Below are 13,793 nucleotides of genomic sequence, written 5' to 3'. Positions count from 1 at the left end.
TATAGAAAGGGGGGGCTAAAAAGAACTGACAAGACTGACAGCACTGACAAAACTCTTTTTACAAAGTCATTCAGATCATTTTTTTTGGAAAAAAATTACTTAATGAGAATGCTATAAAAAGAGTTTTGTGTGATTGTTTTAAAAACTTCAAAAGAGGTGTTATTGTTTTATGCTGTTGTTTTTGACCAAAGGATGCCATTCATAATAGGCGCTAGGGTGTCCACTTGTCTGATGTGTTATAAACTTTTTTCGCAGGTGATTAGAACGACATAAAAGCTCTAAAGCTTGCTTCACAGCTTCTTTATCTTTTAAAGAACTCCAACATCGTCTATAGATATCCCTTGCCGTAAAAACATCGGGTAAACAATCACAGCGTTCGACAATCAATTTTGCACGCTCTGCTGTTAATGTATCATGCGCCGCATAAAGACGTTTTGCGTGACTTATCAGATATTTTTCCCAACACAATGCTGTTGTGATGGCATAGAGTCCAATTTCAAAACGCCCACCTTCACACAGTTCAAAAATCAACGCAAGGGTTGGGATAGTTTTATCCATTTTCAAAAGATATGATTGTAAACTTGTAGAGAATTTTCCCCCTTTGATCGTTCTTTGAAAATTTTCCCACCATTCACGAAACATCTCTTGAGCTTCAGAAGAAAAGCGTATAGTCATGGGGTGTTTTGGTGATCCTAAAGGTTTATCATAAAGAGAACGAAAGACCCCTTGATAGTTTTCCCATGCCTTTTGATTGGGAGGTCTATCAACCCAGTTACGCTCTTTTCGTTCATCAGGAAAGACCAGCATTTGAAATCGTTGTAATAAACCGTCATCGTTTATTCCACGGTGCATGGCTTGAATGAGTGGAATAATTCGTGAAGGTTGAATGCCCCCAATGACAGAAAGGGTTGCATTAGGAATAAAAATGGTTCCACGCTCTATACGGTCATAGGTAAATTGATCATCTCCATTAAAAGCTGTTAAATAGAAAGAACGGTCTGTTTGATATTCCTTTCTCTCCAAATTGGCTAAAAACCCAGATAATTCATCACGGACCATTAAGAGACCACGGGGGTTTTCTTTTAACAATTCCCCAAGCTTTTCGACGGTCACATCATTGACAATAAAACGCGAGACATCATCATCATGAGCACTGTCTTTAGAGAGCGTTTCAAACAAGAGAGCACGGGCTGTTTCACACTCTCCTTTTTTAAGCGCTTTATTGGCTTCTCTTTCCTTTTCTCTCTTGTCTAAACTCTCTAGTCTTTCTTTCTGCTTTAACCACTCTTTATACCATTGTTTTTGAAGGCACGTGATTGGAGCTAAAGCGGCTTTCATGGCTGGTGTTTTATATGTTGACGATTGACCAATAAGAGCGCCCCAGAGATTAGGAACAATAGTCCAATCATCATATTGTTTTGGAGCAACTCGCACGCCATTACCAATCACAGCAGCCAAACCACATAAAGCAGAGACAGCCATAAAATCGAGAGGGGCTTGTTGACGCTCTGAAACGTCATAAATATAGTCCATGAATGGCATTGGGAGCTGTAATGGATTAAAAGGTTCGACGGGTAAGAGAGCCGTAGCAATCGGTTTTAATTCCCCCCAACCATTTTGTTGCAAGGCTTGTTCATAAGGAATGGCTTTTAAACAAGTATTATCGTTTAAAGAGGCATTATCGTTATCATTGACGGGGGTATTCTTCTCTAAAATATTTTTATTATCTTGTTTCATATTACTTTACCTTGAATGATAGAGAAAATCGTTAAAATCGGTTCCTTTTGGAGCTTGCATGATAAAGACCTCAAAGCCTTGGCTATAAGCACGCTTTGCTAAAGTAAAATCTGCTTTACGACCCGCATCATCTGCTGGTTTTTGATCTGTTTTGCAGCCATTGGCTTTTAAAAAGGCTTGTTTCCCAAGCAAGCCAATTCTTCTAAGCGCTTGTATGATCTTTCTAAAAGAACAGCCAGCATAACAAGTGAGTAAGAGACGCCCATCATGTCCATTGGCAATGGATAAACTAGGCAATTGATCATCATGGGCTGGACAACGGGCAAGTCCATAACGCCCATGCCAAATCCCATGCAAGGCACGTGTAATGCCCTGCACATTCGTAAAAGAAAACATATTTTTTGATCCTATAATGATTGCATCATAGGACGGACTCTGCACTTCATTAACTTCGTGTGAAAATGAAAAGCCTTGTCCATCCTTATGTGACAAGGTTTTTTTATGCCGCATCACTTTGACGTTGCTGTTTTGCTTGTTCGATAACATTGGTAAGATCCGATTGTAACCAACGGGATAAAAAACCAAATTTTAAAGGTTTTGGAAGAGAGCCATTGGTCACATGACGGCGGAAAGTTGAGACACTCATATGAAGCAGTTTTGCACTTTCACGGTCTGTTAAAAGAATATCATTTTCTATCATACTAAAATCCTTTCAAATATTAAAAAATGAGAACAAATCATAAGCATTTATTAACCATATTTTTGCATCATTTGAAAGGTATTTAGTTTATAGAAAACAGTATTTTATCATATATTTTCTAATGCGATAATTTATGAATCTTATTGAGACGATATGAGAGAAAAGAGAGCTAAAGTTATCCACAGATAATGGGGTATTACACCCCATATCTTAAGATTGACCTGTGACATAAGCCGCCCATTTATCCATATAAACACGGCGCTGTTCTAAATAATCTGTACGACGATAAGCACGTTCCACTTGCCCTCCAACTGTATGACTTAGAATGGTTTCAGCGACTTCATAGGGGGCATCGGTTGTTTCAGCAAGCCAATCGCGTAAACTAGAGCGAAATCCATGCGGACGTGCTTCAAGTCCAATCTGTTGCATATAGTGTGCCATACACTTATCAGCAAGAGGACCACGACCGGTTGCAGAAAAAAAGAAATCGTTGCGAGAAAGCAAACGCGCTTGTTTTAAAATGTCTAATGCTTCTGATGATAAAGGCACGCGAAATTCTGTTGTAGCATCACGTCTACCTTTCATATTCTCAGCAGGGATAGTCCAGATATCACCCTCAACTTGATCTTCACGAATATGACGCAAGGAATTGGCACGAACCCCTGTAAGGATAAGCAAGCGCAAAGCCAGTTGTGTTAGGGTTGTTTTTTCGCAAAGTGTTTTATAAAAAGCCGGTATATCTCTCCAATCCATGGCTGGTATATTTTGTGCTTTATGGAGTTGCTTTCCTAAGAGAGCGCGTGCTTTTTCTGTTGCTTGTAAATCAACATTCAATCCTAAGGCAGCCGCATGTTTGAGACAAATATTAAGACGATTCAGTGCTTTACGCGCTGTATCAGCTTTTGTATGCCAGATAGGGGCAAGGGTATTGCGTATCTCTGTTTGTGTAATCTCAGAAACGGGCAGACAGCCTAATTTAGGGAGAATATAAAGCCGCAAAGGTGCAAACCAATGTCCATCTTTCCCATCCCCTTTTAATTCAGCTTTACGACTTTCAAAAGTATCCAAAGCGATATCTTTTAAATAATGGAGATTACGCATTGCTTCACGCTTTTGTTTTTCACGTTCTTTAATAGGGTCACGCCCATCATGTAAAACAGAACGCCATTGGTTTGCCAATTCACGGGCTTTTTTTAAAGAGACATGTCTTAAGGCACCCAAGCCCATTTCACGACGGCGCCCGTGAATGGTATAACGATAAAGCCATTGAGCACCACCATCTTTAGCCGGCACCATCACACTATTTGCCAGCTCCCAATGTTGCGACAGATCTTGCATTAAGACGGTTCATAAGAGCCATTTTTAGTCCTTTCTTGTATAAATTTTACCCACACGCCAGCCCCGCTTGTGGTGTGCAAATGAGTGGTTTTGATTGATTCAAGATAAACAGATTTGAAATGAGAGAATCTTACGGTATTCGGGACTCTCATTCAATATGCAAAACAGTAAATTATCATTATAAATCAATACGTTATCAATGTAATTTATCGTTTTTCATGTTTATAAAACAGCACGATGAATATTCCCACAAGCGCAACAATGCTTTGAAGAAAATATATCGATTGTGGTGATATGCTACTGCTATCACTTGCCATAATGAGATAGACTCCGAGGATAAAGCATCCAGAGAGACCATTAAAACTCGCCTGCAATCTTCCTTGGTATTCAGGATCACAAGAGAGTTGCGATAAAGAAATTGAAAGAGCCCAACTCGAAAGTCCAAATCCAATCATAAAGTAAATAGGAAAAACAACAAAAATGTGTGTATTAACAGACAAAATAGCAAGTCCAATAGCCATAACAGCTAATAAAAATGCCAAGGTTTTCCTTATGGATAAAATTTTGCAAAGAAGTGGCGAAAGAAGCGCTCCTGTCAATACGCCCATAGAATAAAGCACCTCAAATATTGCAAAGGTTCCACTATCCCTGCTTAAAACCTCTTGTGTATAAGGAACCAGAATAACAGGGATGGTCATTAAAAGCGTCATAATAATTATCTGGCTTATATAAGGCATAAAAAGAACCGGATTCTGCTTAAAATAATGAAGGGATGCTGTATAATTTTCCCACCAGTTTTGCTTACTTTGATTTTTAGATCTACGGTTTTTAGGTACCTTCATTGCAAAATTAAACAAACCAGCAATAATAAAAAATACACCGCCTATCAGAAGTGTTCCTTTTGTTCCTGCATAGGCGAGTATAAATCCACTCAATCCCATACCTATAATAGTGCCAAGTTCATAGACCATATCAATGGTCGCATTTGCATTGACGAGCTGTTTTTGGGGAACAATACTTTGGATTAAAGGAACAACTGATGGCATATAAAAAGAAATAAAAATACCCAACAAAGCAGATAAGATCATCAAATCGATTGCTATGCCAAACTGCCAAAGCATTACCCAACCCACAATTATAAAACCTCGCGCTAAGTTTGAAATGATAATCTGTGCTTTACGATTATATTTATCCGCCAATATGCCAAAAATAGGTGCAAAAATAATGCTAGGTGCCCAAAGAAAAAGCATCATCAACGCTACACCACGAATTGAATTCGTCTGATGGTAGGCAAGCCATGATAATGCAATATAATTGAGCCCATTTCCAAATGTCGCAAACAAACCACTCAAGGTAAAATAGAGGAAAGTTCTATTCTCGAATAGAGCAGCGCGTTCTTTCAAATTTACGATGAACATAAATCATCCCCTCATACACACGTCATTCACGATGCTGTATAATCACGTTTGAAAACATATACTTAGCTCTTATTGTGATTCATTAAATTTAAGAAAAAACTCTAGGTATCATGTAGGGTAATTTTAAAATATTGAAGATTCATAAATATTTCTATTCTCATTAAGAGTTACATTTGCGCCATAGACAATAGTAGCGCTGAAATGTGTTGTTTTAACTGTAACAGTTACAAAGCGAATAGATGATCTCATTTTTACGATAAAGTATTTAGGATTGATCGTTTCCGCAAACAGGTTATAAATTTGATACTCATAAAGGACATTAAAGTGATAATCGCACCAGAAATGAAACAGATTTTTAGAGGAATGTATGGGATCTCGGAATAATTTGCGTAAAAAACAATAGGCTTTCCAAATGCATCATTTGAAGCAAAGAAGAATGTAAATATCAACCCTATAGAAGGTGTCAAAGAGCAGCTCCCACTCAACTTTCTTTTAGAATTTACTTGACATAATGGACAAAGGAGAGCTTCTTTATGCACAGTGCAATTCGTGAGGGGGACCACATCACATGCTACAGACCATTCAACCGCAAAGTGAAAAATTTGATGGATTAGCTGATGATTATGATCGCTATCGTCCACGCTATCCTCTCAGCTTATTTAAAATCATGCTGCTTCCTTTTAAAGATAAAAAACATTTGTCCATTGTGGATGTGGGAGCTGGAACAGGCATCGCATTAGAGGGAATTGTCAAACTTCTAGGCAATGAACATCAATATCATGCGATCGATGTTTCAGTAGATATGATTAAGCAGGGGAAAAGAAAATTTCCTTTTGTACAGTGGTATCACGGTAAAGCCGAAAGCCTCTTGCCCCAAATCGGCAAGGTTGATCTTGTTGTGGCGGCACAAGCGTTTCAGTGGATGGATCGCCCCCTATTGCTTAGCACTGTCTCAAATCAACTTCGCACTGGAGGTGTCATGGCGGTTATTCAAAACAATCGCGATTTTCAAAATAGTCAATTTCTAGCTGCTTACGAAACATTATTAGAGGAGATGAGCCCTCACTATTCCCGTTATTATCGTAATTTTGATTTTTTACAAGAAATGCGTGGTGGCCTTGGAGTCAATCCAGAAAAGGTTGCTTTACATACACATAATTGGACGATGACAATCCCATCCGAAGCTTTTATGGGTATGAGCCGCTCTTCAACGCAAGCGCAACGCGCCATTGCCAGCCATGGAGAAAAATACTTGCAGCAATTGGTTACACTGACAAAACAATATGAAGTGCAAGGAAATTTGGAACTTTTGTATCGAAGTGAACTCTACATCTACATAAAATAATCTTACATCTATGGTTCTCTCCATTATCTTTTAACGCGTTATAATATCCTAAAACAATGGAGTCATCCTCCCCCAATTGGTTGTATAAAAAGCCACCTAAAGCTGCACTCACGTACCTCAATCTAAGACCATCATTAATTTCTGTCCGATAATGAGGATTATTGCCAGCTCAAAATCCAAGCTTATCGCAACAATGATCAAGAATACCCCACACCCTTGCATTAAGCAGAAACACTCTTGAGAAGACAAAATATAGCTCTCAGAAATAGTTGTGCTTATCATCCAGTAAAATAACCCTTTATCAGAAGAGTACAACTGCAAAAGACGTAGTAAAAATCTAGCCGCCCCCGCTACTTAAATTTCTGAAAATGAACTATCATTACAGTAAATATCAGCATTCAACTTTATTATCATACCCCTATCGAAACAACTTGACCTGTACAATAATAGATGTACTAACTGTTTATGAACATGTGTACCGATTATAATATTGCGTGTTTTTAAGAGATGGCAACATGGGGGGGTTATGTGCGCAAACAGCTAATGTTTCGGTTTTATGGGCTTGTTGTTCTGCTCTATTTTTCTGATATGGTGCTCTTCTTAAGTAACCTTTGGAATGCTTATCGCATAACATCCTCATCGATTTTTTTAGGGATAACCATGGCTTTGGGAACCCTTACGCCCTATCTTTTGAAAAAAAGTGGTCTTGTACACATTAAAGCCTCGCTGCGCTTGGGAGATTTATATAAAAGGCGGATTGTCATCTACAGCCTTCTTTTATTGATTGCTCTTTTTCATTATGTTGATTCCCCCTTTGGTTTTATTGTGGTCTCTATCTCTATTGGTTATCTCTCTTTGATCACCTTAAGTACGCTAGAGACTTATAATACTAAACTCGCCCTTAGTGGTTATATTAGCGCCCAAAAAGCTTCCCGCATTATGCAAACAGTGGTGCAGATTGGTGCCTTTTTGGGAGCAGCATTGAGTGGTTATCTCTTAGAAGCCACCAGCCCACGAGGAGCAGCAGCTGAAATCGGCTATAATGGTTTGATTGCAGCTATTTGTGTGTTTGACATTATCATAAGCCTTGTTGCTGGATATATCATCTTTTGCGATGAATATAGTACCGTGTGCACTACAAATGGCTTGCCACCTGCCACCGATAAAGAACCAACGCTTATACCGCAAGCAGATAAGCTTTCCCTAGAGCTTAAACTTTTATGCGTCTGCATAGGCCTTATTGGCTTTCACATTTGCGCCTATAATACACTGGCAACCATTCTTTTTCAGAGTGTGAAAGATTTTGGCTCTGAATATTATGGACTGTGCAGTGCAGTTGCGGGTGTGGGCGCTTTTTTGGCTGCTTTTATCAAAATCCCGCGCTTTGAATTCATCTTCCCAGCCCTTATGTTGGGTTTAGCTGATCTTATTTTTAGCACCACACAATCACCTTATTTGGCTGTGGCCTTTTGCTTTTTTATTGGCTTTTCGATGAATACCATGCGGATTAACGCACGCAAACATATGATTGAAGCAACAAAAACAGAAACTCAAGCAGAACTGGTGGGAAGCTATAGTGGCATGCTTTATACGCTCTCCCAATCGGCGGGTTATGTTATTCTTGGTTTTCTTACAAGCTCTGCTCTTATGGGCCCCCAAGCAGCCATTTATCTTCTCCCCCTTATCGGGCTGATAATCTTTATCTATGTTCTTTTTCTTTCATCACAGCGGGACAAAGCATGAGCAAAACCATTCTTATTGTCGATCCTTTCTCCACGGGTGCTCTCTATGCCCCTGCTTTGCAAAAATTGGGCTATACCTGTTACGGTGTTATCTCTCAACCAATTCCTTTTTCACACTTCATGCTTTCTTATCAGGGTGAAGGCATGGCAGAAGCAAAACTTCATAGTATCGATGAGATAAAACAGCGCTTTCCTATCGGCGCGATAGAAGCTGTTATAGCAGGAGCTGAGGGAGGTATTTATTGTGCAGAACAATTGGCTGCTTACTATGGTTGTCCTGGAAATAACCCCTTGACCACCGATTGGCGGCGGAAAAAAGCAGCAATGCAAAGGCGCCTTTATGAAAATGGTTTATCCTATATAAGGTCAAAGATTCTTACAAAAGGCGATTGTACTCTTGATGATTTTGAAAGCCCCAGCGGCTATGTGATAAAGCCAAACGATTCTGCTGGGAGTGATGGTGTTTTGTTTTTCTCTAGCCGTGAGGAAGTGGCAGCGTGGATTTCTGAAATTGACTGGACACAGAAAAATATTTTTGGTGTACCTAACGAGGCTTATTTGCTTCAAGAAAGATTGGAAGGAGAAGAATACATCGTAGATGCCGTTGTAAAGGGAGAGGCTATAAAGATATGCGCTTTATCACGATATAAAAAGGGTATTCATAATGGAAGTGCCTTTGTTTATGAATCGCTTGATGTGCTTGATGCTCAAGCCCCCCTTTATACCGCTCTGATCTCTTATGCAAAACAGTGCATTCACGCGGTGGGGATTGAATATGGACCTGCGCATATGGAAATCATGCAAACCGCTCACGGCCCAGTGATGATCGAAGTAGGAGCCCGCCTCCACGGAGGGATTGCACCCACTTTGTTTGCGCATTGTTACGAAAATGACTTACTTGAAAGCTCCGTTAACCTTATTGCCGGAAAGTTTTCGCCAACACCAAGTCGTTTCAAGAAAAAAGGACGTATTATCTTTCTTATCAACAAGATCGATGGTCATATTATAAAAGATGTTAACTTGTGGAAGAAAAAGCTTCATTCTTGGGAAAATGTGGTTCATTTTATGCTCTTTTTTAAAGAAAATGAGCCTCTGCCCCTGACTATCGATTTAAATACCTGCCTAGCCATTATAGCAATTTTGGGACAGAGTGATGATGAATTATCGACTCTGGAAAAGATAATTCGTAGTAATTTTTTATAGAGAAAACATCAATTGGAAATAATAAAAAAAGCCTAAAAATGCTGAATTTACAAAGCTGTGCCTTTAAGCTTATGAAAATCTATTTAAGGGAACAAGATAAATAAAAAAATAAATCAACAAAATTAAAGAAAAAAAACCTTGAACTTTTATATAACCCATTGATTTTACGATTAATGGCGGAGAGAGAGGGATTCGAACCCTCGATATGGTTTCCCATATACACGCGTTCCAGGCGTGCGCCTTCAACCACTCGGCCACCTCTCCAGAAGTCTCGCACTATACCCAGAAAGAAATAACGTGCAAGCCTAAATTATACATTCAAAATTCAAAAAACAAATTCATGTATTAAAATAAAAGCTGATATCTGTTGAATAACAAGCACATCCTCTCTTTTTAAGAAAAAACTTTTCCGTGGATAGTTATGTACAACGCAAGAATGGGAATAAAAAAGCTTATTAACATTGATTATACCATCAATAAATAGAATAAGAACGATATGAATTTCTTATATTTCTAATATTAAAATTGCTTCATCTAGATAATAAATTTCAATCAAAATCATTTTCAACCTTCTTTCCTCCCCCGAGAATGAGGATTCTTAACCATGACGAATCTGATTTAAAATTGCTCTCTCTTAAAATGAGAGCTATCTGCTCATCACTTTTATATTGTACTTTATAGGCAAAGTTTTATAATTTATCACATATAAATATTAATATGTTGCCTATAAATCGCTCTAAAAAATAATGAGCCACCATATTAAAGATCTAAGACCTTGCACAATGAGCGCATTCTTTTCTCTTCACGTTCTTACCACTGTATATCCTTGCTTAGAGCACGTACAGCGCGTGCAGTTTCACATTGTAGGGCTTTTTGTGCTAAAATTTTCATCTCTTCAAAACTATGAGTTTGCAAACACGCCTTTACTGGAGAAATATCGCAAGATATCATAGAAAGCTCATTAATTCCCAATCCAGTCAAAATCATTGCACCAAAAGGATCTCCAGCGACACCACCGCATACACTAACCCAACATTTATGTTGTGCAGCTCCCTGAATAGTCTGATAAATCATACGTAAAACTGCTGGATCAAGACTATCAGATTCAGACACAAGATACGGATTTTGCCGATCAACTGCCATTGTATACTGTGTTAAGTCATTGGTTCCTATTGAGAAAAAATCAACATGAGCGCCAAATACATCTGCCATAATAGCTGCTGCTGGAACTTCGATCATAATACCAAGTTTTAATTTTGGTGCATCAATATCATTGCGGATTTCTTCTGCAATCTTTTTTATGGTAACAATCTCTGAAACAGACATCACCATCGGAAACACAATCCATAAATCTCCGCCCTCTTTTGCTGCTCGATACAAAGCACGTAATTGCGGAACCAAAAGATCACGCCGACGTAACAAAAGCCGTGTTCCTCGAACACCTAAAAAAGGATTATCTTCTTTAGATAAATGTAAATGCGTAACCTGTTTATCCCCACCAATATCAAGCGCCCGAATAATTAATGGCTTATCTCCTACAGCTGCAATCATCGCCCGATATATATCAAATTGGACCTCTTCATCCGGAATATGCGGATTCTCTAAAAATAAAAATTCTGTACGCATCAGTCCAATACCTTCAGCCCCCGAATCAAACGCAACAGGAACCTGATTTGCATAATTGACATTAGCCATGATACGAATTCTTTGACCATCTGTCGTTTGTACTGGTAATCGAGACGCACTTATCTCAATAACACGTTTTTGTGCAACACTATCAATATGCCTTTGAGCATCTTCAACATCTTCATGCGTAGGATCAAGGTAAATGAACCCGTTATTACCATCAATAATAGCTTGAATATCAGACTGAACCGCTAAAATATCATCACCTACAGCAACAACCATCGGAATACCAAGCGTACGCGCCAAAATAGCTGTATGAGAGAGTGGACCTCCCCATGCTGTTGCTAATCCTTTCACTTTTATACCATCAAGTTGTGCGACATCAGAAGGAGAAAGATCATTTGTAACCAGAATAACACCACTTGGAATATCATTTAAAAAGAAGGATCTATAGTAGGATGGATTTATTTCACCTAAAACACGACGACCAACATCAATTAAATTAACCGCACGTGCCGCTAACAAAGGATTATCCACCTTAGAAAACATATCTGAAAATTGCCGAACCGCTCTATCCCAAGACCAAGCAACACCATGACCTTCTGCTATAAAACGACAAGCTTGAGCTATGAGATTTTCATCTTCCAGCAAAACCATTTGCGCAGAAAAAATCGCAGCAGAATCCGCTCCCATACGCACTGTAATATCAGAAATCACCGATGCCAGTTTATGTTTTGTTTTGGTAAGAGCATTTTCAAGACATGCTGCACCAACTGCAAAATCAATTGGCTGATCTATTATGGAAATATCATTTTGCCTTAAAACAAAAATCTTACCAAACGCTAACCCTGAACTTGCCCCAACACCAGAAATGCCTTTTTGCATGGAACGTGGATACCAACCATGAAAAGTCTTTGTTTGAGATTCTATTTCTCTTACCACGCATTTTTCACTAATACTCACCTTTTTTACAATAGCAATGGCATCATTGAGAAGTTGTGCTCCTTCTACAGCATCTGTAGAAAAAATCAGAACATCACCATTTTTTGCGCCTAATTGTAATAACCCAACCAAATTTTTCATTTCAACGGCATATTGACCATGGCGAACTCTGATAGAATTTTGAATTTTTTTCGCAAAATCAACCCAAAGAGAAGCTGGTCGTGCATGCAGACCACTTGGATAATCTAAAGTCCATTCCTGACACACCGAAAGATCACCAAGAAAAGTTTTTTCTTGCTTTATATCCTGATAAAACAAAGTTGTAACAATTTGCTGTTTGTCCGTAGTTGTCGCAAGTACTTCGAGTTGTTTTTTATCAAATAAAAGAGACGTCAATTTTTTGCAAATTTCTCTATAACGATCTGGACACGCTGCAATGGCAATAATCAAATGTGCTTTCTTTCCATCCTGCCACTCAACACCAGCAGGAACCTGTATAACAGCAACAGCATCTTTGATGATTAAATCACTATTTTCAACCAAGCCATGAGGAATGGCTATACCATTCCCAAGCCAAGTATTCGTTATTTCTTCACGTGCAAGCATGCTTTCCAGATAGCACTTGTCAACTGCGCCAACCTGCACAAGCAACTCAGCAGCAGCATAAATTGCATCATTTTTATGATTAAAAGCAGCTGCAAGTTGTACAGATTTGATAGACAAGATTTCACCCTCGGTCAAATCTACATTCATTGCTTCTGCTTTCTCAAATCCCATCATGAATTCAAACTGCCTCACATTTGAATACAAATATCCTTGATAAATTTCATTTCAAAGTCCCATTTTCAAAAATACAAGAGGTACACATCATCACGATTTTTTTGTTTCACGCAATTCAATAAAGCTAAGTGAGGTGCTTAAATACCTCAATATAACCGATAAAACAATTGGATATTTCCCGCGGGTAGCTTAAACCATCATAAGCAAATTTGACTCTTAACTCTTACTTTACAAAGACAAAACCTCAATTTTTACAGCCCCAATCACCTGAAAAACTATGTTTTAAAAACGCTCTCTTTATCACAAGTTATTCAACATAACTTTCCATTATTCTTCCTATAAGAAAGCATCCTTCTCAATTATCTGTAACTCAGCTAACAATTTTAACTCTTCCTCCAAGCTGATTTAACTTGCTGTGTCCCTCTTATCAATTTATTACACCATCAAAAATTGTTCCATGCACCTTACTATCTTTAAAATTCTGTGCAACTCGCCCTACGATATTCATCCATCAATCATATAACAGTGATATATTTTAAGCGAGCCCTTTGCTTCAATCAATATCGCAAACACACAATGCCCTCTGTCGCACATTTGCAAAATACGCAACGCCCCCAAACACCATCATCAGTCACGAAGCCCTTCTTTATGTATAAAAAGAAAGTAAATTCTTCTCAATTATTTATCATACACAAATTTACCAATAAATTCCATCATAACATCAATACCTTCAATGCAAACACAACACAGCAAAAATTTTTCCCTCATAGAAAAAATTCATTTCCTCAATTCTACCTTTTTCGTTTTTCGTATACTTTTTAGATTCATCATAGTACCAATGCAAAAAGGGAAAGATAACATTCTATCTTTCCCTTTTAGTGCTTATTAACACTTAAAAACCACAACTGCAATTCAATGAAATTACAAAATCCAATGACGCCCCAGTTGATTGCTAGGGAAAA

General features: G+C 38.4%; 8 protein-coding genes, 1 tRNA gene and 1 pseudogene. 3 read left to right on the top strand and 7 right to left on the bottom strand.

Annotated features, from left to right (window positions below; all coding sequences use genetic code 11):
• Positions 1 to 159 precede the first annotated feature (159 nt).
• The 5 genes and pseudogenes from NNJ73_RS03685 to NNJ73_RS03665 all read right to left on the bottom strand — a co-directional run bounded on the left by NNJ73_RS03685 (position 160) and on the right by NNJ73_RS03665 (position 5,193).
• A complete protein-coding gene (locus NNJ73_RS03685; RefSeq protein WP_254492173.1) occupies positions 160 to 1,737 on the bottom strand; it encodes a YfjI family protein in 1,578 nt (525 codons plus the stop codon).
• A gap of 6 nt (positions 1,738 to 1,743) precedes the next feature.
• Entirely contained in the window at positions 1,744 to 2,133 is a 390-nt protein-coding gene (locus tag NNJ73_RS03680; RefSeq protein WP_254493174.1) for a toprim domain-containing protein, read from the bottom strand.
• Between the two features lie 103 nt (positions 2,134 to 2,236).
• Positions 2,237 to 2,437: an AlpA family transcriptional regulator gene (locus NNJ73_RS03675; RefSeq protein WP_254473274.1), complete on the bottom strand. Its 201-nt coding sequence runs from the start codon at positions 2,435 to 2,437 to the stop codon at positions 2,237 to 2,239.
• Positions 2,438 to 2,647: 210 nt separating this feature from the next.
• Positions 2,648 to 3,797, bottom strand: a pseudogene (locus NNJ73_RS03670) (tyrosine-type recombinase/integrase).
• A 184-nt stretch (positions 3,798 to 3,981) separates the two neighbouring features.
• Positions 3,982 to 5,193, bottom strand: coding sequence for an MFS transporter (locus tag NNJ73_RS03665; protein ID WP_254492765.1), 1,212 nt, complete (start codon positions 5,191 to 5,193; stop codon positions 3,982 to 3,984).
• A 568-nt stretch (positions 5,194 to 5,761) separates the two neighbouring features.
• Here NNJ73_RS03665 and NNJ73_RS03660 point away from each other — a divergent pair.
• The 3 genes from NNJ73_RS03660 (at position 5,762) to NNJ73_RS03650 (ending at position 9,483) form a co-directional block, all read left to right on the top strand.
• A complete protein-coding gene (locus tag NNJ73_RS03660; RefSeq protein WP_254492764.1) occupies positions 5,762 to 6,538 on the top strand; it encodes a trans-aconitate 2-methyltransferase in 777 nt (258 codons plus the stop codon).
• A 507-nt stretch (positions 6,539 to 7,045) separates the two neighbouring features.
• Positions 7,046 to 8,281, top strand: a complete 1,236-nt coding sequence (locus NNJ73_RS03655) for a hypothetical protein (protein WP_254492763.1) — start codon at positions 7,046 to 7,048, stop codon at positions 8,279 to 8,281.
• Positions 8,278 to 9,483 (top strand): ATP-grasp domain-containing protein, encoded by a 1,206-nt coding sequence (locus NNJ73_RS03650; RefSeq protein WP_254492762.1) that lies wholly within the window; start codon positions 8,278 to 8,280, stop codon positions 9,481 to 9,483. The genes NNJ73_RS03655 and NNJ73_RS03650 overlap by 4 nt, the downstream gene beginning before the upstream one ends.
• A 174-nt stretch (positions 9,484 to 9,657) precedes the next feature.
• On the opposite strand, the gene NNJ73_RS03645 is transcribed toward NNJ73_RS03650, so the two are convergent.
• Positions 9,658 to 9,747, bottom strand: a tRNA-Ser gene (locus NNJ73_RS03645).
• A gap of 546 nt (positions 9,748 to 10,293) precedes the next feature.
• Positions 10,294 to 12,831 (bottom strand): phosphoenolpyruvate--protein phosphotransferase, encoded by a 2,538-nt coding sequence (gene ptsP, locus NNJ73_RS03640; RefSeq protein ID WP_371923247.1) that lies wholly within the window; start codon positions 12,829 to 12,831, stop codon positions 10,294 to 10,296.
• Positions 12,832 to 13,793 lie beyond the last annotated feature (962 nt).

It is taken from the genome of Bartonella sp. B1099 (assembly GCF_944801835.1).
Classification (GTDB): domain Bacteria; phylum Pseudomonadota; class Alphaproteobacteria; order Rhizobiales; family Rhizobiaceae; genus Bartonella.
This window is presented reverse-complemented; position numbering and strand designations above follow the sequence as displayed.